The 19,704-nt window shown below is 32.8% G+C and carries 16 protein-coding genes; 8 read left to right on the top strand and 8 right to left on the bottom strand.

All coding sequences use genetic code 11. The annotated features are described in order from the left end of the window. Position 1: 1 nt before the first annotated feature. The 5 genes from IMCC3317_RS09665 (at position 2) to IMCC3317_RS09645 (ending at position 4,523) form a co-directional block, all read left to right on the top strand. Positions 2-1,222: an ABC transporter permease gene (locus tag IMCC3317_RS09665; protein ID WP_160129309.1), complete on the top strand. Its 1,221-nt coding sequence runs from the start codon at positions 2-4 to the stop codon at positions 1,220-1,222. Positions 1,223-1,291: 69 nt separating this feature from the next. Next, a complete protein-coding gene (locus IMCC3317_RS09660; RefSeq protein ID WP_228055021.1) occupies positions 1,292-2,266 on the top strand; it encodes a sensor histidine kinase in 975 nt (324 codons plus the stop codon). Positions 2,267-2,269: 3 nt separating this feature from the next. Then, entirely contained in the window at positions 2,270-2,998 is a 729-nt protein-coding gene (locus IMCC3317_RS09655) for a LytR/AlgR family response regulator transcription factor (protein WP_160129307.1), read from the top strand. A gap of 345 nt (positions 2,999-3,343) precedes the next feature. Beyond that, a complete protein-coding gene (locus IMCC3317_RS09650) occupies positions 3,344-3,631 on the top strand; it encodes an EF-hand domain-containing protein (RefSeq protein WP_160129306.1) in 288 nt (95 codons plus the stop codon). A 292-nt stretch (positions 3,632-3,923) separates the two neighbouring features. Next, the gene (locus IMCC3317_RS09645; RefSeq protein WP_160129305.1) at positions 3,924-4,523 is read left to right on the top strand and encodes a DUF6515 family protein; all 600 of its coding nucleotides are present in this window, start codon (positions 3,924-3,926) and stop codon (positions 4,521-4,523) included. Positions 4,524-5,180: 657 nt separating this feature from the next. Here the strand turns inward: IMCC3317_RS09645 and IMCC3317_RS09640 are convergent. Beyond that, the gene (locus IMCC3317_RS09640; protein ID WP_160129304.1) at positions 5,181-11,237 is read right to left on the bottom strand and encodes an alpha-2-macroglobulin family protein; all 6,057 of its coding nucleotides are present in this window, start codon (positions 11,235-11,237) and stop codon (positions 5,181-5,183) included. Positions 11,238-11,626: 389 nt separating this feature from the next. Here IMCC3317_RS09640 and IMCC3317_RS09635 point away from each other — a divergent pair, with 389 nt between their 5' ends. After that, positions 11,627-12,580 (top strand): tetratricopeptide repeat protein, encoded by a 954-nt coding sequence (locus IMCC3317_RS09635; RefSeq protein WP_160129303.1) that lies wholly within the window; start codon positions 11,627-11,629, stop codon positions 12,578-12,580. A 3-nt stretch (positions 12,581-12,583) separates the two neighbouring features. On the opposite strand, the gene IMCC3317_RS09630 is transcribed toward IMCC3317_RS09635, so the two are convergent. From IMCC3317_RS09630 to IMCC3317_RS09600, 7 genes are all read right to left on the bottom strand, one after another. Continuing rightward, complete coding sequence (locus IMCC3317_RS09630; protein WP_160129302.1) at positions 12,584-12,895, bottom strand: type II toxin-antitoxin system RelE/ParE family toxin; 312 nt, start codon at positions 12,893-12,895, stop codon at positions 12,584-12,586. Then, on the bottom strand, positions 12,883-13,107 hold the full coding sequence (locus IMCC3317_RS09625) for a hypothetical protein (RefSeq protein WP_160129301.1): 225 nt from the start codon (positions 13,105-13,107) through the stop codon (positions 12,883-12,885). Before IMCC3317_RS09625 ends, IMCC3317_RS09630 begins: the two co-directional genes overlap by 13 nt. A 96-nt stretch (positions 13,108-13,203) precedes the next feature. Beyond that, entirely contained in the window at positions 13,204-13,965 is a 762-nt protein-coding gene (locus IMCC3317_RS09620) for a cyclase family protein (protein ID WP_160129300.1), read from the bottom strand. A gap of 62 nt (positions 13,966-14,027) precedes the next feature. Continuing rightward, positions 14,028-15,242 (bottom strand): WG repeat-containing protein, encoded by a 1,215-nt coding sequence (locus IMCC3317_RS09615; protein ID WP_160129299.1) that lies wholly within the window; start codon positions 15,240-15,242, stop codon positions 14,028-14,030. Between the two features lie 125 nt (positions 15,243-15,367). Beyond that, positions 15,368-16,717, bottom strand: coding sequence for a hypothetical protein (locus IMCC3317_RS09610; protein WP_160129298.1), 1,350 nt, complete (start codon positions 16,715-16,717; stop codon positions 15,368-15,370). Positions 16,718-16,727: 10 nt separating this feature from the next. After that, complete coding sequence (locus IMCC3317_RS23255) at positions 16,728-17,120, bottom strand: hypothetical protein (protein ID WP_174805951.1); 393 nt, start codon at positions 17,118-17,120, stop codon at positions 16,728-16,730. Between the two features lie 10 nt (positions 17,121-17,130). Then, the gene (locus IMCC3317_RS09600) at positions 17,131-17,718 is read right to left on the bottom strand and encodes a 2OG-Fe(II) oxygenase family protein (RefSeq protein ID WP_160129297.1); all 588 of its coding nucleotides are present in this window, start codon (positions 17,716-17,718) and stop codon (positions 17,131-17,133) included. A 221-nt stretch (positions 17,719-17,939) separates the two neighbouring features. Between IMCC3317_RS09600 and IMCC3317_RS09595 the strand changes: the two genes are divergently transcribed. After that, complete coding sequence (locus IMCC3317_RS09595; protein WP_160129296.1) at positions 17,940-18,104, top strand: hypothetical protein; 165 nt, start codon at positions 17,940-17,942, stop codon at positions 18,102-18,104. Between the two features lie 204 nt (positions 18,105-18,308). Next, on the top strand, positions 18,309-19,664 hold the full coding sequence (locus tag IMCC3317_RS09590; protein ID WP_160129295.1) for a UDP-N-acetylmuramate--L-alanine ligase: 1,356 nt from the start codon (positions 18,309-18,311) through the stop codon (positions 19,662-19,664). Positions 19,665-19,704: the final 40 nt, after the last annotated feature.

Genomic DNA, 19,704 nt, shown 5'->3' with positions numbered 1-19,704 from the left:
TATGAGACTATTAAATTTATTCAAAATCGCTTTTAAAGCCATCGTTCTTAATAAAATGAGAACTTTACTAACTATGTTAGGCATCATTATAGGTGTGGCATCTGTAATTGCAATGCTCGCTATTGGTGAAGGCTCTAAAGAAAGTATTCGCGAAAACATTTCAAGTATGGGTTCTAATATAATTACTATCAGACCAGCATCTGCTTCAAGTGGTGGTGTTCGCGCAAGTGCAGATGAGATGCAAACACTTACCCTTAAAGATTATGAAGCCGTTAAAGATCAAGCCACCTTTTTAAGTTATGCAACACCATTGGTTACTGGTAAAGGACAAGTTATAAATGGTTCTAACAACTGGCCATCAAGTATATATGGCGTAAATCCAGATTATCTCAAAATTAAAGTAGTTGATTTGCAAAGCGGCAGTATGTTTACAGATGCCGAAGTAAAAACGGCTTCTAAAGTGGCACTTATTGGGCAAACGGTCGTGGACAATGTGTTTCCTGATGGGCAAGATCCTATTGGACAGATGATTCGTTTTAATAATATTCCATTTAAAGTCATTGGTGTATTAGAAGTAAAAGGAGAAAACACCTTTGGTCAAGACCAAGATGATGTGGTTATTGCACCATATACAACCGTACAAAAACGTATTTTGGCTATTGATTATATCAATCAAATTATGGCTTCGGCAATAAGTGAAGACGATGCGCCAAATGCTGTTACTGAAGTCTCAGAAATTATGAGAATTCAACATCAAATATCTAATCCAAATAAAGACGATTTTAGTGTACAATCTATGGAAGAGCTTATTTCTACTTTTAGTTCTACAAGTGAGATGTTAACTTTATTATTAGTGGCAGTTGCTAGTATTTCGTTATTAATTGGAGGTATTGGAATTATGAATATCATGTATGTTTCTGTAAAAGAACGTACCAAAGAAATTGGTTTAAGAATGGCTGTTGGAGCAAAAGGAGCTGATATTTTAATGCAATTCTTAATTGAAGCCGTGCTAATCAGTATAACTGGCGGAATTTTAGGTGTACTTTTAGGACTCGCATCAACCATGTTTATCGAAAAATTCTTAAATTGGCCTACAAGCGTTGCCTTATACTCAATAGTAATATCATTTGCTGTATGTGCTGTGACAGGAATCTTTTTTGGATGGTATCCAGCTAGAAAAGCATCAGCTTTAGATCCAATAATTGCTTTACGTTATGAATAATTAGTTATGACTAAAAACAAAATAATAACAATCTTTTCTCACTTGCTAGTATGGCTTGTACTATTCAGTATGCCATATTTATTGTCGTATGGACAAACGCAAGAGATCAACAGATTAATAGCACACTTTTGGATTCCGTTAGTGTTTTCGGCGATTATATTTTATCTCAATTATTTTATATTAATAGATAAATTTTTGTTTCCTAAAAAAATGGTACAGTTTATTATTATTAATGCTGTAATTATAATCGGATTCTTATTTTTAAAAGAATACATAGAAGACACCTATTTTACAGATTTAATAAAAAAACGTTCTGATGAAACTAACAACGGAAGACCTCTTTTTAAAATGTTTGTGTACATTCAGATACTATCATATATGGCACCTTTACTATTTTCAATAGCAATAAAAAGCACTAAACGGTGGGTTAAAACTGAAGCTGAACGTAAAGAAGCAATTAACATAAAATTAAAATCAGAACTGCAACATCTACATTACCAATTGCAACCGCATTTCTTTTTTAATTCGTTAAATAACATTTATGCGATGGTAGATATTTCGCCAGATGAAGCTAAAAAATCTATTCACAGTTTAAGTAAACTGATGCGCTATATGTTATATGAAACCAATGAAGAATTAGTTTCGCTATCAAAAGAAATCGATTTTATGAAAAAATATATCGATTTGATGAAATTGCGTGTGTCAGATAAAACAAAGGTAAATTATAACTTTCCTTCCGAAGAAACAGGAATCAAAATAGCACCTTTATTATTTATTTCACTAATTGAGAATGCTTTCAAACATGGTGTATCTGCAAGCAAACCAAGTACAATTGATATTCAGATGACTTACCATGAAAAAACAGTTTTATTTACCATAGAAAACGATAATTTTCCTAAAAAAACAGAAGACAAAAGCGGTTCTGGAATAGGAATTCCTAACATAGAAAAACGCTTAGAATTACTCTATCCTACTAAAAATGCATTTAAAACATTTGTAAAAAATGATCGTTTTGTAGCACAACTAGAAATAGAAACCAATTAAATTATGAGCAACCTAAAAATTACATGTGTTATTGTAGATGATGAACCTATGGCACTTAACTTAGTAGAAAGCTATGTGGAGAAAACACCGTTTTTAGTACTCAAAAAAAAGTGTAGTAGTGCAATTGAAGCGTTGGAGTTTATAAAATCTGAACCCGTAGATTTACTATTTCTAGACATTCAAATGCCCGATTTAACAGGAATTGAATTTTCAAAAATGTTACCCAAAGAAACACGCGTTATCTTTACCACTGCTTTTGATCAATATGCGTTAGAAGGTTTCAAAGTAGAAGCGCTAGATTATCTTTTAAAACCATTTGACTATGCAGAGTTTCTGGCAGCAGCCAACAAAGCAAATACTTGGTTTGCCTTGGTAAAGGGGAAACAGCAACATAGCATTTCCGAAGAAAAAGAATTTCTTTTTGTAAAATCAGAATACAAGCAATTGCGAATAAAACTAGCAGATGTTTTATATTTTGAAGGGTTAAAAGATTACATCAAAATATGGTTAAAAGACAATCCAAAACCCATTCTAACACTAATGAGTTTAAAATCTTTAGAAGAAGAACTTCCCGAAACTCATTTCATGCGAGTGCATCGTTCGTTTATTGTTTCATTAGATAATATAGATATTATTGAGCGTAGCCAAATAATCATCAACAAGCAACGCATTACAGTTTCTGAACATTACAAACCAAAATTTTTGGAATTTATCAATAAAAATTCATTCTAATCAAAAAGAATTCCTCTAAGCTCTGCCTTGAGGCTTCCGTTGAAATTTTCATGCCAGCAAAAGCAAGAATCTAAAAACAAAACTTTTGATTTTTGACAAAGATTCAAATGAAACTAGGAAATACCTCTGTTGCTTTATCTTGAGGATAGTAAGTTTCAAAAATTCTATATTTTTCAAGTCTCAAATTATCACTTCTATAAAATAGACAAGTTCGTCGATACAACCTCTGTAACCATCTATTTTCATTTTTTTACACGAATAAGACAGATATTTTTACACTATCAAATCTAAGATAAAACTTAGAAATAATAGAAAAAGAGTATTAATTATTTAAACTTTAAAAAGATGAAACACGGCAAATTTAAAACAGGAGTTGTACTAGGAATGTTGACATTCTTATTCACAGTTAGTGTAAATGCACAATCGCAAAATAGACAAGAAAGAAAGGCGCCGCCAACCTTTGAGCAACTCTTAAAAGAGATGGATGCCAATGAAGATGGCAAGCTTTCAAAAGATGAATTGAAAGGTCCACTAAAAGAAAATTTTGCGAAGATTGATACTGATGAAGATGGCTTTATTTCAAAAAAAGAATTTAAAAATGCACCAAAGCCAGCGCGCAGAAAAAAACAGTAAATCTTAAAGAAAATAAGAATTTGAGCTAGTTTAAAATTTTTTGATTTGATTGATTTTAAAAACTTCCATCAAAAGAAAAAGAAAGTAGCAGAATTAAGTATCAAAGCATAAGATTTTTTTAATCATGAAATTTTAATCTTTTTCATATCTATAAAATCACTCTATTCATAGATACAATATAACTAAACTTCTATTTGCTTTTTTTAAAACACTTTATTCAGATACTTTTAAACTATTAAAGTCAAACAAAGTCAAAATATTAAAATAATGTTGAACCTAAAATCTTAAAATTATGAAAGCATTTGTGAAAACATACATATTACCAGTTGTCTTTTTAGTGGCTTTTACAGCACAAGTTTCAGCGCAAACAAAAAGAACTAGTGCAACAAAAAAAGTTGAAAAAACGCCGACAACTACTAAGAGGACTACAACAAATAATAAAAGAGTGTCTAGTACAAAAATCACCTACAAAAAGCCAACACGTAAAGTAGTTTCTGTTAGAAATGTACCAAATAGAACCGTAATAAATCATAAAGGTCAAAATTACTACTATGCTAATAACAGATATTATACGCAGTCTAGAGGTCGATATATTGTAATTGCACCAAAGGTTGGTTTTAGAATAAAAGTTTTACCTAGCAACTATAATCGCGTACGATATAATACATATGATTATTACAATTCTCAAGGCATATTCTATGTTCAAGTAAATAACGAATATGAAGTTGTAGAACCAGAAATAGGGACTATAGTGTATGAACTTCCTGATGATTATGAAAAAGTGACCTTAGACGGACAAACGTATTACGAATACGCAAATGTACTTTACGAAAAAGTACAAGTAGATGGAACAAGAGCCTATGAAGTAGTAGGTATTATAGATATGGAATAAAAAAAATTGATTTGATTGGTTGATTATTAGCAGAAAAGGAGGATAGATACTACAACTATCCTCTTTTTTTTGTTTTAACAACTGAAACGATAATCAGGCGCAGTCGAAATATAAAGGAAATAGAAATGAATTTCATTGGTCATTTTGAAATTTATTTGACATAACTTTAAGAAATAAAAAAGTGCTAATTGTAGTAGGAGGAAATTCTGAAGCACAGATTTTAGCCGAAGTTTCTAAGGTGAAAAAAAACCTGCTTAGGTTTTAGTAAAAACTACCGTAGGAAACAACAAAAACTAGCGGAGGTTTTATCCAAAACCTCCGCTAGTTTTTTTACTAACCTAATTAGGGAATTTTAAATATCATTACTAATTGATTATCAATGGTTTAATGATTTCGTGAAAAACAAATCAACAAATCAACAAATTGACACATTATCAAATCTTCAAACCCAATAATTGCTACATTAGTACATCAAACAATTGTTACATTAACTACACAACAACAAGTGTAATAATCTTCTGATTAGAGTTCGATTTCGATACAAATTTGCTTTACAAATTCACTCAATCTGACGGGTTTTTCTATTGAAGAATTAGTGCTGTAACACATCTTCAAATTGACACATCTTCAAATCTTCAAATAAACAAATCAAAAAAACTACTCCACAACAATCCGTACACCTTTACTATGACTGCTAAATTCTGGTGCATACATACTTTGAATCGTCGTAATTCCGTTAGAAAATTTTCCAACATTATTTACACGTAAATCGTATTCAAATACAAAAACACCTTTTGGTAAATAGTCAAAAAAGAAATTGGTGCTTGCATCTTTTGTGCTTTCATAATAGCCCAAACCATCTTGCCATTTATATTGCGACAATACATTAATTGGCTCCAAACCAGCCGCGCGCATATCTTTCATATGAACAAATTCCATTGGTCTGTCGTTTCGTAATTCTATTCGAATTCGGATTAAATCGCCAACTTCTAATTTGCTGTTTTCGTCAATCTCCGTAATGATTTCACCTCGATCTCCGTACGTGCGTTTAAATAATTTTTTGTTTAATTTCAACGAAGTTTCTGCCGTTGTAATTTTGTCTAAATCTTCAAAATACTGCCAATATAATCCGCCCCAAGCAATTCCTTTTCCTTTTTTCGTCAACGTTACATTTGCCATTTCTGGTTTCACTTCGTTTCCGCTCCAAGAAGTTTTAAAATATCCTGTGCCAGCTTCCACTTTTACATTTTCTAAATCGGCAGGCGTAATTTTTTTGCTTCCAACCGTAACTTCCACCATATCTGTAACCGAAAGCCAATCGCTTCCTTGCAACAATAATGCATACACCGCGTCCGATGTTTCTTTCGTAGTTGACCAACGATTGGTTTGTTTATGTTTCAACAGCCAAATCTTTAAATTATCTACAGTAGTGAGATCATTTTGAATCTCAGAAAATGCTTCAATCATCAACGCTTGCGTTTCAATTGGCGCCTGATACCAATACCAAGAAGACGAATTTGCTTTCCAATACATTCCTAATTCATCACTTGTAATACTGTTTTCTTTCAATGAACGCAGTATCGCGGTTGCCGTTTTCGGATTGTCCATTCGGTGAGAAATCAACGCCATTAATCCTTTAGAATATAAACTTCTATTGAGCCAATATTTGTCAATCTGACCTTTGTAATAGTCCATAATTTTTGAAACTTCCGCAGCTTGTTTATGCTCTGGAAAGAAGCTTCGCATGTATAAATAATGCAATTGCGTGTGCGATAAATGATCTTTAGAAAGGTCAATATTTTTGTTATACTTCCGTAGATTGTTATACTCAGTCACAAACTCTTGATCGAGATATCCAATTGCTTTTTCAATAATTTGCTCAGTTTTAGGATCACTTTTCAGATCAACATTAAGCTTTTTTAAATGTCCTAAGCCAATAATAATATGTTGTGTAATAAATCGATTGTCGCGTCCGCCAGAAAACCAAGGAAATGCGCCAGAAGACAATTGCATTTGATCTAATTTGGCTAAAGTTCTAGTTTGCTCATTTTTCATTCGATTCAAATCGAATAATAAGGCAATTCGCTTCTTTTGTTCACTTTCCGATTGCGCATCACGAACCCAAGGTGTTTCTTGCAAAATCAAGGATTTCAGTTCTTCATTCTTCTCTAAATTACTCAACAAAGCATCCGAAGATTTCCATTGATTAAACACTTCCTGAATTCTAGGATTGCTATTCGCGATGTGACTCGCCAACGCATTTGCATAATAACGTGAAAATGTTTGCTCCGAACATTCATACGGATATTCCATTAAATATGGCAACGCTTGCACTGCATACCAAGCAGGATTTGAAGTCACTTCCAAACTCAGTTTATGATGTTGCAACGTACTTGAATTCGTCGTCGCGAGTTTATCTAATGTAAATGTTTTTGTCTCGTTGGAACGAATCCACATTGGCAACGTTTCCGTCACTAACATTCTGTTGGATAATACTGGTAATGCATTTTGTTCGCCATCAGAATATTCGCCCGCTTTGGCAATAATTGTATATTGAACTGCTTGCAAACCTTGCGGAATTTCCAATGTCCAAGAAACTTGTGTATTTCCATCGGCGTTTACCGAAAACGATTGTTTTGGTCCGCTTGTGCTATCAAAAAGTATGTTTTTTAAATCAGCTCCTGTAATCGGATTGATTAGTTGCAATGTTGCTTCTCCGCTTAAATTTTTCTCAGAAAGGTTAGAAATTTTACTACTAACCACAATCATGTCGCCTTCACGTAAAAAACGGGGAACATTTGGTAATACCATTAGTTCTTTTTGAGTTACGGTTGTCAAGGTTTTTGTTGCAGAATGCAACTCTTTCGTATGTGCTAACAATTGTACTTTCCACTTCGTTAATGCTTCTGGAGTTGTAAAATTGAACGAAACATTTCCGTCTTTGTCAGTTTGTAATTGTGGAAAGAAAAACGCTGTTTCTTGTAAATTTTTTCGTGGAACAACGGTTTCATCCTTTCTGTCTATTTCTTGAGGGTCTTTTGCGTTTAAAATATTAGGAGGACTTTCAGCATCGTCTGCTTGTTCATCACCATTTGTATAACCGACATTAGTATTTACTACTCCACTTAAATATGATACTTCCTCATCCATTTCTACAACATTCATCATTCTTTGCGTAGATACATTTTCACTTTTACTCTTCATCAACATTCTTCCTCTCATGCGTCGTGGATTTCCAAAATACAAGCCAAACATATTAAGACCATCAAACGATTGTGTTTTGTAATATTTTTTATCAAATTCTAAATAATTTAAGAAACTAGTAACGCCAAAACTTCGTTCGCCATTGATATTAATGTAACTGTAATATTGTGGTTGATACATTGGAGAAAATTGCCATGCATGTGACTTAAATTCATCCAAAGAAGCATCATACATACTTGATAATACTTCTGCGGCAACTTTTTCACCTTTTGTGCCTTTGATGCGGAAACTCCAAGTTTCTTCTTGTCCAGGTTTTAATTTATCTCTAAAAGTAGTAGTTTCTATCGTTAATTCCGATGGCGGATAGTTAACGATTACATGAACTTGTTCGCCAATAAAACTATTAAAAACTGTTGCAGAACAATGAATTTTAAAACCGCCTTCATCTTTTTTATCCACAGGAATTTTAAAGGTTTGTTTGCCTTTTTCCATGTGAACGACATACGATTCAATAATGCGTTGTCCTTTTTCAATATCTACGGTTACATAAAGATTTTTTATTGCAGAATTTATCGTGAATACAACTTCTTCATTTGGCAAATATTCATCTTTGTCAAGAGAAACTTCTAACAATTTATTGTCTGCTGTCGTTTTATCGTTCGGATTCCAAACATCGGTAAATACAATATCTTTTATTTCATTCCCGTTTGCGTCAATCATTGTCAACTCAATCACATACTTTCCAGATTCCCAACGTTTTATATTGCCTAATTCGAGTTTGGTTGATGTTCCAGTATCAAATGATTCGGTTACTACCTTTTTACCTTTTTTCCATTGTTTAAAATCAACTTCTTCTTTTGAAAAAGCTTCATGCGGAAATAATTTTTTGAATTCAGTTTCAGGTATGGAAACATAATCAGGAATTCCCAATCTGCGTTTTCGCAACACACGATTTGGTGCTTGTAATTTGTGAATGGTTATCGTTCCTTTTGCAGCAACTTTTTCGTTGTTTAAGTTTTTGGTAATAATTTCAAGTGTGTGATCTTTCTTTGTCGCATCTAACTTACTATCAACAATAACGTTTCCTTTTAAAGTGTGATAACCTACGTGAACAATTGTTGAAGTACTTCGGGTTTCACCATTAATATCTATAACATCTGCGTTAATTTCATAATCAAAAACAGGTAATAATTTTTTATCGGCACTTGCATCAGGAATCGCTTTAAACGAAATTTCAAAATTTCCAGAAGCATCTGTCGTTGTTTCTCCGCTTGTAATTTGTTGTGAAGCTGAGTTTACATACGGATTTCTCCAATAAACCCATTGCGGATAGCGCGGCGTACGTTTTACCGTATACGTAACTTTTGCATCTGAAATATTGCTTCCCGCGAATGCTTTTGCATTTCCTTTGGCAATTACGGTGTCGTTTACCGAAAATGTTTCTGTTATAGGTAAAAAGTTAGTTTCAAATTTTGGACGTTTGTATTCTTCCACAGAAAAATTAGTAGTTCCAAGAGTTTTATCGCTTGTTTTTGCGATGATGGAAAAATTCCCTGTCAAGCCGCTATTTGGAATTACAAATTCACCTTTAATAGAACCGTATTCGTTTGTGGTAAATGTTGTTGTTTTTACTTCTTGATGATTCGCGTCACGGAAAACAACTTCCACTTTTTCGTTGGCAAGGACTTTAGATTTCTTTCCTTCTCGTTCAATAAGAATTCCTTTGAAGTATACAATTTGTGAAGGTCTATAAATGCTTCTATCTGTAAAGAAAAAGAGTGTTTTTATAACATCTGTATTTTCACCTCGATACCTTGAATAAAAATTAAATTCACCAAAATAGGCAACATCATTTTCTGAAGAAACGTTAATTTCTACGTTATTGAAATTATATGCTCTATTACCTTCCAATACGACAGTTCCTGAAGCATCTGTCGTTAATTTTTTAGTTACTTTTTCGCCTCTATATCCTAATTGATACGTAATAGTTACTTCTTGATTCGGAATTGGTTTTCCATTATTTCTATCGGTAAGTTGAAAGATGTAATTAGAACCTGCATTTTTATTGGTAACTGCAATATCGGTAACTTGTACGATTCCGTATGCAAAGAAAACTCTCAGTAATTTCTCTGTTGGAGAAGCGGTAATTATATAAGAACCGTTTGCCAATGGTGGCACAGCGATTTCCGTAGTGTGTGACTGATAATCGTTTTCGGTTGGCAATGTTGCATTCCACGCTTGGTCAATAGTTAGTTTTTGTATATATGCATACCGTTGATTTTTATCATATATTTTAGAAAGTTGTTCGTGTTGTTCTTTCGATATTTTACGTGATGTAAAATACATGCGTTCCACATTTTTATAATTGATCAATACTTTAGAATGTTGATTGATCGGACTAAATATTTCTGTGGTAATTTCTAAACTTGGTTGTAAAATTCCTTCTTTAATGATTTTACATTTTTCTCCAGGAATGCTGTTCGGAAATTTTGAAATCACAGCTTCACAAAGTTCCAATGCTTTTTTATATTCCCATTGGTATTTTTCTGTGCGATCTTCTGCATAATTAGCAGCTAAACGTTGATGTAAAACGGCTGATTCTGCGTCGTACATTCCCGAATACGGATGCGATTGATATGTCGTTTTTTCGTTTTGAAATGCTTCAATCAGTTTTTCTGTTGTATCATCAAATGTTGCTTTTTGTTGAACATAATATAAACGTTCAATATTTACATTGATTAATGCTTCAGGCGATTTGTCTTTTAAATGAAAACGAATTAATTCTTGATAGGTTTCAAGTGCTTTAAATTCTAGCGAAAGCGAATCTTTCGTCATCAAATTCATTTCCGAAAATAGTTTGGAATCACACAAATATTCTGTGTCGTCAATTTCAAACGTATCGGAAGGTTTTGTAATGTTATTTTCGCTTGTTTTATAAAAGTCAAGCGCATTGTGAGCTAAGAAATCATATACTGTTGGGCGAAATGTTTTAGAACCTTTTTCTTGTGTTAAAATTGCATCATATGCTGATAAATCTAGCTTTTGCAATTGAGCTGTATTCTTGAGAGACGCTTTAAAATGAACAAATATTTCTTTAAATAATGTATTCAAATCCCACGTTCTAAAATCGTTGGCGTCTACTTTTTCAGCAGTTTCTGATCGATTGTAAAATTGATACCGATTGTTTGAGAAATATTGCCAATACAAATCGCCCAAAATACTTTCTAAAATATTTTTTGTTGGGAAAGATTGCGTGTTTATTTCAGCTTTTAAATCGTTGATAATTGTCAACTGTGCATCTTCTTCCAAAATCAATTGATACTTTGCTTTGTGCAGAAATGCTTTGATAATTTGCGGATTGTTTTGATCGCGTTTGGCTCTTTTGTGAATGTCAGAAACTTTTTCAAAAGCGGATTTAGTCAAGCCTTTTTTCTCCAAAGCAGTGACTTCATTCCAAAGATTGGAATATTCTTGTTGTGCATTTGAGAGTTGACTAAATAATACAATCATAAATATAGCTAGGATGTTTTTCATAATAATTCCCTGCGCAGGCAGGAATCTTTTAATTCATTATTAAAGTCGCACTATAAAACGTATTTCTCCGTTGTTTCTATATAAAACTACAAATTCCGTTTTTGCGTATGTAAAGTAAGTATTTTAATGTAAATATGTCTTAACGTGATGTTATAATTTAAGAATAAACAAAGAGTGTTCCAAAAATTGGGAATGAAAATGAAAATGAAATCGAAAATGAAATCGAAATCGAAGTTGAAGTTGAATTTGAAAAATGAAGATTGAATTTTTATATAAATCATCTTCCAAAAAAAAACAATTTATATAAACAGATGAAATAGTATCTTTGGAACAATAACTGCTAGTGTAAAAGAAATATAAAACGAATGAAGTATTACTTTTTAATCCTTTTGTGTATTCCGATGTTTTTAATGAGTCAAACAACAACGGAACGTGTTGAACAATTATTTGAAAATAAACAATACAGCAAAGCGGAAACTATTATAAAATCTGCCTTAGAAAAATCGCCAAATAATCGCCAACTAATTGAACTTTTGGGCGATTCTTTCGGATATCGTGAAAATTGGGATAATGCCATTGAAAACTACGAGAAGTTAGTAGAAATGGACAATGCAAACGCTAATTATCATTATAAATATGGTGGCGCAATGGGCATGAAAGCATTAATTGTTAATAAATTTAGAGCGTTGAGTTTGATAGGCGATATTAAAAGTTCCTTTAATCGTGCTGCCGAACTCGATCCAAATCACATTGATGTACGTTGGGCAATGGTAGAATTGTATATGCAATTGCCAGGACTTTTGGGCGGAAGCGTTCGGAAGTCTATGAAATATGCCAACGAGCTTGAAAATCTTTCCAAAGTAGATGGTTATTTAGCAAAAGGCTATATTTATGAATACGATGATGAGCCTGAATTGGCGGAGAAATTCTACAAAAAAGCCATTGCAATTGGCGGTTCATTAACCTGTTATGATAAACTAACGAATTTATATGAAAAACAAGAACAGCCTTTGAAAGCCATTGCAAATATTGAAAAATCACACAAAAAACACCAACGAAACGCAATGCATTACCAAATTGGTAAAGTAGCAGCCGATTATAATATTCAACTCGAAAAAGGGGAGAAGTGTTTGTATTTATACATTACTAATTATACTTCTAAAGATGGCGTTCCTGTGTCGTGGGCATATTACCGTTTGGCACAAATATTTCAGCATAAAGGCGATAAACAAAAAGCAATGGAATGGATTGATAAAGCTTTGGCGGAAAATATATTGAAACCTTTTAAAAAGAAAAAGGTGGAGATTTTGGCGATGTAGGTTTTATGCGTTACGCAAAAAATTTAGGAGTTTTTCGGAGTCTTGACGATTATCCCAAAACCCTATGATGATTATATTGAGTTGATTGATTTTGTATATAATAGAATAATGTCTCATTGAAACTGCTCTAATATTTTTAAAATATATTTTCTTTCCAAATTCAGGTTGTTTTTTGAGTAACTGAATACGTTCTCTTATGGCTAGATTTAGCTTTGTTGAATAGGACTTACTTTTATTCTTATTATTCCAATACTCAAAAATATGATCTCTTTGTCTTTTCGCTGTCTGCGTCCAAAAAACTTTTAATCCATCCATTCAGCATCTAATTTTTCTAAGTCAGATTCAGAAATAAGTTTCCCTTCATCAATATCTTTTTCACTCATCATTAACATTTCTAATTGATATGAATCTAAAACAAGTTTTTCTTCTGTTTCAGTTGAACTAAACAGGTTTTCTATCGTAGAAAGCAATTCTTCATTTTTAGTAATTAGAATTTGATCAATCAATCTATTTTTTATTTTATCCAAAGCCGTCATCTTCTATTTTTTATTAAAATTCGTGATTTTTATTGTTTCTACCAAACATTTAAAAGTAATATACTATTTGACGTCAGCGTGATTTTATTACTCCATCATCGCCACAACTCTCGCAGGCGCGGCAGAAGCACCCACAATTTTTAACGGAAATACGGCAATTTTAAAACCTGTATATGGAAGCGCGTCTAAGTTGACGAGTTGTTCCATATGACAATATTCTTTCCGTTGTCCGACCAAATGTGCTTCCCAAAATAATTCTGAGTTTCCAGTTTCTTTTGCTTTTTGTAACATGTATGGCAATGGTAAATCCCAGCCCCAAGAATCGATTCCCATAACTTTAATTCCTTTATCAATAAGCCATTCCGTTGCTTCGGCACTCATACCAGTTCCTATTTTGTGAAAATCTTTTGTGCCGTTATATTTGTCTCTTCCCGTTTTGATTAATACAATCATTTTGGGTTCAATTGTTAAGTTTTGTTCATCTAAAAAAGTAGTAATATCTTTTACTGTAATCGCATCAAAATCTACTTTGTGTTTCATATCGATTACAATTCCTTCGCCAAAACACCAATCGAGCGGAACTTCATCAATTGTTTTTGCTTTTTCGCCGTTTACAGTTGGTGAATAATGCCAAGGCGCATCAATATGAGTTGTGGAATGCACGCCCATTTTCTGAATCGTATCATCTGCCCAACCTGTAAATCCTTTCGGAAATAGCTTGAAAGGCAATCCTAAAACACGAATTAACCATTTAGCTTTTCGGTGTGGTTTATGCTTGATTTTTACCTTCATAAACCAAGGATCATTTTTGTTGTATTGAATTGGTTTGGATAAATCGATGATTTTCATGATTGTTATGTTGTTATTAGTTTCAATCAGTTTTCGTGCAGCATAGTTGTTATATTCTATTGCTATTTGATAAAATAGCGTGAAATGCCTTCTTGTATCGACCAGACTTCGTAATACTTTGGATCAACGGCAAATGCACCTTTTTTATCAATAAATCCGGCACTTCCATTTACTTTCACATACGCAAATCCATTTTTAAATGCCAATGCTGAATCGTAAATTGGCGCAATAACGGTTTTTCCATTTTTATCAATGTAGCCATATTTGCCATTGCTTGATTTGAAAACTGCTAGCTTTTCACTGAAATCACCTCGCCAAGTAGATTTTAAGTTTATAGGAATAATAATTTCGCCTGCGCTATTAATATATCCTGCTTTTCCTTTTTTTGTAACCATTGCCAATCCTTCTGAAAATTGGGTTATCTGATCGTATTCGAAATCTATTACGACTTCGTTTTTAGCATTGATAAAACCCCATTTTCCATTTTTCTTTGCCGCAGTTAAATTTTCTTTAAAATCATAACTCAGTTGATCGTAAATCAATGGAATTACTTCTTCCCCTTTTTTGTTGACAAAACCGCTTTTGTTTTCATTGGTCACATGCATGAATCCATTTGAAAAATAGCCAGTGACTTCATCGTATTTGGCTTTGACAATGATTTCGCCATTCATGCTTACGATTCCTTGTTTTGTATCTGCATCAATTATATCTAGATAAATTGCATTGCCATCATAGACAAAAGAGGCTTTGAGATGAATAGAATCGTGTAGTATTTTTTTTCCGTTGCCATCAACAATAAACCATTTATTATTTTTCTTTAGCGTAAAATAACTTTCGTCAGAAAATTGTATATCATCATATTCAATATCAGTTTTTAGCTTTCCTTCTCTGTTAATGAGTCCTAATTTATTATTTTTTGCAGCGTACCCAATACTATCTGTATACCAATATACAATATCATATGCTGGAAATAATTTTACGTTTCCTTTTCTGTCAACATAACCAAATGCGGAGTCTTTATATACATTTGCGTAGTTTCCGAAAAAATTGGAGCAATTCCGAAATGTTTTCCCAAACAATTCTTTTCCTTCAGTATTCACAAAACCAAACGTCCCTTTAGTTCTTCGTCCGTAGGATAGACAACGATCAATTCCATGAACTAATATTTCATTATGCGTTTTTTTAGTATTAGTGATTTCATTTTTAGGAGTTGAAACTACTTGTGAACCACAAGAATTCAATACGAGTATGAATACAAAGTAGATGTACTTTTTCATGATAAAAATAGTTTTTGTACAGTGTTGCACTTGGTTAAAATTACTTAGAATACTGAAATATACTACATTTTATAAAACCCAAGCTATAGTTTTGAATGTTGTTTTATGTTTAAAATCAAATATGTTTAGTCCAACTTAACTTTAACTCCCGAAAGTAAATAATCAGGATTATCCGTTCCGAAAGTTAAAAATAAATACAAATAGTTTTCATGAAATATTGGAGAAATAAATCCGCCTAAATGATCGGAAGTCCATTCGTATTCAGGATATTTATTGTGAATTGTCATTGGATTTACGATTAATGGACTTCGTTTGTCATGAATCCATTCGTTATTTTCGAGTTTCATTAAACCATATTCACGATTAAAAGAAGTTAAATATTCAGAAGGTAATTCTTCGCTTCCAAGCAATATATGCAACTCTGAATTGAACGTTATATAACTTGCATCATCTGCTTTCCCGTGAAGATAACCTGTTTCGATTTTCGCTTTTTGAATTATGTTTGAAGAAATAATTTCGTTGTTTTTATCAAATGCTTTTAGAATATTCTTTGTAGTAATTTCATGAATTTCTGATTCAATAAACTTTGCACTTCTTCGATGAAATAATACTCTAAAAACGCCTTTATGTTTTGTAATTGCCAACGGAAAACTATTTTGAGTTTCGCCTTGCCATTCAGGAATTTTGATTTCTTGTGGCGCTTGTACAATTTTTAATTCCTTGTTCAGAATCATATACGCGGATGTGTAGTTTCCGTTTGGTTGTTCTACGCCAAGTAAAACCAAAAAAGTGCCATCTTTCAATTCTAATGGATTTCCTGTGCTAAATACATTTCCTATCTTTTTTGCGAATGGAATTTGTTCCGAGCCGAGTATTTTTTCATCGTGAAACGTCCAATTTTCCAAATCAGCACTTGTCGCGTAATAAATGGTTCTTTTTTCATGTGCGCCAAAAATCACAGGCGTTAATAACACATAGTCATTTTCGGCTCTTTTAATGATTCCACCAGACTGAATGTAATTGATGTATTCGTCTTTTATATGTGTTGGATAGCTTTCAAATAATGGTTTGTTATTGATGATTTCATAATTGACAAACGGATTAAAAAACTCCAACGTTTCGCCTTCGTCCATATTGAAAAACCCTGAGTAGGTTTCGCCAAGCGTAATCCAACCAGAAGTTACATCAACATTTAAAATTTCAACAATCGTAGACGCTTCTTCGCTTTGCGTGATAAACCACGATTGATTTCCCGTGGCTTTTACTACTAAATTTTCAAGTGCAGTATAATTTGTTTTGATGCGATTATTTGCTTCATCAATAGCGATAATTCGAATCGGATTTTCTCGTGTAATATTACTTTCCGTATCTGAAATAAGGCAATTCGCAAAGATGTCATTCAAGTCTTGCGCTTTCAAAGACAAACTTGAAATAACAATACATATCAATACTATTTTTTTTATAGAAAATTCCATTTGCGAAAAGTTACTCAATGTAGTTATTTCTCTTGTATAATTGCTTATTATATCGTTTTGCTTCTATTAAAAATAATGAACCAACTGTAACTCCAAAAATTCCCCAATACAATTTACCTATTAACATAAAAATAATTCCTATAGCTATTACAATAATTCCAAGCACGACATTTAATTTTGCATTTTTGATTTTTTTACGATTCTGTTTTTTCAATTTTAAAGCATATGCCGAAGTTTTACCATTCCAATAGCACTTTATACATCTTCCATCCTCAAATTTGTGAAAACAACGATGACGATTGTATATCTGATGCGCACATTCAGGACATATATTTTTCATCTTAGAAGTCTTCGTATAGAATTCGCTTCCGCAAGTATTACATGTGTTAATTTCTTTGTTCATTGCTTACGGATTATCTATACGGCGGACCAGAAACCCAACCAACAATTGATTGACGAATTCCTTTTGTAATTGGCGTCACACGATGCATAATAAATGACGGAAAAATGATGATCGTGCCTTTTTTTCGTGGCGCAGCTACTATTTTATGATTAATCATAAATTGCAAATCGCCACCTTCATAATCATTTTCATCTGATAATTGAATGGTCATACTTAGTTTTCGTGCTGAAATTTCTCCAGGACCAAAATCCATATGCCAATCAAAAAAATCGCCTTCTGAATAGCGTGTCAGTTGTAATTCTTGGTGAAAACCTAATAAATCAAACCAATAGCGTTCATTATTACAGGTAATCGCAAGACTCGCCAATTTTTTATAAATCCAATCATTTTCTGGCGTATTGTCAATAAACATCACGGAACTTTTTCGCAATTCATCGTCATGTTTGTTTTCTCCTGCAAGTGTGGCTTTTATCGTTTTATCATCATCCCAAAAGTTGAGGATTCTATCTATTTCATGCGGAAGAAATAATCCTTGATAATATACGTATTCTGCAAAGTTGTGTTTCAGTGGAAGACCAAAAGAGTAGTTTATGGACATAATGGAATGACGGTTTTTCTTTGAGAAAACAAGATAGTTTAATTTTTTTAAATTTCAAGGTTAATGAGTCCTAAGCCTAGTGTTTTTCGGGAAATGATTTAGTTTTTTTCAACACTATTTCAATTGTAAAAAATATTTTAATTTTTTTTGTGACTTTACAATTTATGTTGTGTCATAACCAAAACAAAAAAATATTTGTATCACTATTTAATTTTTTTAATATGGCAGTAACAAAAGTAAATAAAGCGAATGATGTACGTAAAAAAGCTGAAGAATTAAAAGCTAAGAAAAAAGCATCACGTACTACAAAAGCAAGTTCAGTAGTAACAAAGTCCAACAAAAAAGGACCATCTATTGTATCTCAATCTAAAGTTAAGAAAAAATAAGCGTGCCTTAAATTAATTCAAAAAAAGCTATTTCACCTCGAAATAGCTTTTCTCGTTTATATATATGACCAATCTTTAAAAAACTTTCTATTTAAACAGCTATTAGTATGTCAGAACTAAACTTTATTTCTTCAAAATCTCCCAAAAGAAATTCTCAAAAGTCCAAAACTACTTTTATCTTTACACTTTAGAATTCTACAACTCATGCGAATACATTTTATAGCCATTGGCGGAAGTGCCATGCACAATTTAGCACTTGCGTTACACGCGAAAGGATATCAAATTACAGGAAGCGACGACGTTATTTTTGAACCGTCGAAAGGGCGATTGGACAAAAAAGGTTTATTGCCCGAAACATTTGGCTGGTTTCCAGAAAAAATCACGAAAGATTTAGATGCGATTATCTTAGGAATGCACGCAAAACCTGATAATTCGGAATTACTAAAAGCGCAGGAATTAGGTGTAACTATTTATTCGTATCCAGAATTTCTATACGAGCAATCCAAACACAAAACGCGCGTTGTTATTGGCGGAAGTCACGGAAAAACAACGATAACTTCGATGATTCTTCATGTGTTGAGTTATCATGATATTGCAGTCGATTATATGGTTGGTGCGCAATTAGAAGGTTTTGAAACGATGGTGCATCTTACAGAAGAAAATGATTTTATCATCTTAGAAGGTGACGAATATTTATCATCTCCAATTGATCGTCGCCCAAAATTTCACTTATACAAACCAAATATTGCACTACTAAGCGGAATTGCGTGGGATCATATCAATGTATTTCCAACGTATGAGAATTATGTGGAGCAGTTTCAAATCTTTGTAGATTCTATTACCAAAGGCGGAAGTATCAATTACAATGAAGAAGATGCTGAAGTTGTTCGAGTCGTGGAAGCTTCTCAAAATCCAATTCGTAAATTAAGCTACAAAACACCAAATTATACGATTGAAAATGGCGAAACGCTCTTAGAAACGCCAGATGGTTTTATGCCAATTGAAATATTTGGAAAACATAATTTAAATAATTTGGCAGGTGCAAAATGGATCTGTCAACATATTGGAGTCGATGAAGAAGATTTTTACGAAGCAATTTCAACATTTAAAGGTGCAAGCAAACGGTTGGAAAAAATTGCCGAGCACAATTCTACGGTAGTGTACAAAGACTTTGCACATTCGCCAAGTAAAGTAAAAGCAACTACAAATGCTGTAAAAGAACAATACGCAGACCGAACTGTTTTTGCATGTTTAGAATTACACACATACAGTAGTTTAAATGCCGAATTTCTAAAAGAATACAAAGGTGCGTTAGATGCGGCTGACAAAGCTGTCGTTTTCTATTCGCCACACGCGGTTCAAATAAAGCAATTGGAGGAAGTTTCTGAGGCACAAATCGCGGAAGCTTTTGAGCGTGATGATTTAATTATTTACACAGATCCAGCAGCATTTAAAAAATATTTATTCAGTCAAAACTTAGATGAAACTGCTTTGTTATTAATGAGTTCAGGGAATTATGGTGGACTCGACTTTGAGGAATTTAAACAGCACATACACTAAATTATAAAAAGACACGTTCTGAAAACAGACCGAACCAATT

It is taken from the genome of Kordia antarctica, assembly GCF_009901525.1.
Classification (GTDB): Bacteria; Bacteroidota; Bacteroidia; order Flavobacteriales; family Flavobacteriaceae; genus Kordia; species Kordia antarctica.
The sequence above is the reverse complement of the archived record's forward strand: the minus strand, read 5'-3'. Positions and strand labels throughout refer to the sequence as shown.

Bases quoted from the DNA above. Each gene is read 5' to 3' on its own strand.
- IMCC3317_RS09665 (WP_160129309.1), top strand. From the start codon at position 2: ATGAGACTATTAAATTTATTCAAAATCGCTTTTAAAGCCATCGTTCTT.
- IMCC3317_RS09660 (WP_228055021.1), top strand. From the start codon at position 1,292: ATGCCATATTTATTGTCGTATGGACAAACGCAAGAGATCAACAGATTA.
- IMCC3317_RS09655 (WP_160129307.1), top strand. From the start codon at position 2,270: ATGAGCAACCTAAAAATTACATGTGTTATTGTAGATGATGAACCTATG.
- IMCC3317_RS09650 (WP_160129306.1), top strand. From the start codon at position 3,344: ATGAAACACGGCAAATTTAAAACAGGAGTTGTACTAGGAATGTTGACA.
- IMCC3317_RS09645 (WP_160129305.1), top strand. From the start codon at position 3,924: ATGAAAGCATTTGTGAAAACATACATATTACCAGTTGTCTTTTTAGTG.
- IMCC3317_RS09640 (WP_160129304.1), bottom strand. From the start codon at position 11,237: ATGATTGTATTATTTAGTCAACTCTCAAATGCACAACAAGAATATTCC.
- IMCC3317_RS09635 (WP_160129303.1), top strand. From the start codon at position 11,627: ATGAAGTATTACTTTTTAATCCTTTTGTGTATTCCGATGTTTTTAATG.
- IMCC3317_RS09630 (WP_160129302.1), bottom strand. From the start codon at position 12,895: ATGGATGGATTAAAAGTTTTTTGGACGCAGACAGCGAAAAGACAAAGA.
- IMCC3317_RS09620 (WP_160129300.1), bottom strand. From the start codon at position 13,965: ATGAAAATCATCGATTTATCCAAACCAATTCAATACAACAAAAATGAT.
- IMCC3317_RS09615 (WP_160129299.1), bottom strand. From the start codon at position 15,242: ATGAAAAAGTACATCTACTTTGTATTCATACTCGTATTGAATTCTTGT.
- IMCC3317_RS09610 (WP_160129298.1), bottom strand. From the start codon at position 16,717: ATGGAATTTTCTATAAAAAAAATAGTATTGATATGTATTGTTATTTCA.
- IMCC3317_RS23255 (WP_174805951.1), bottom strand. From the start codon at position 17,120: ATGAACAAAGAAATTAACACATGTAATACTTGCGGAAGCGAATTCTAT.
- IMCC3317_RS09600 (WP_160129297.1), bottom strand. From the start codon at position 17,718: ATGTCCATAAACTACTCTTTTGGTCTTCCACTGAAACACAACTTTGCA.
- IMCC3317_RS09595 (WP_160129296.1), top strand. From the start codon at position 17,940: ATGGCAGTAACAAAAGTAAATAAAGCGAATGATGTACGTAAAAAAGCT.
- IMCC3317_RS09590 (WP_160129295.1), top strand. From the start codon at position 18,309: ATGCGAATACATTTTATAGCCATTGGCGGAAGTGCCATGCACAATTTA.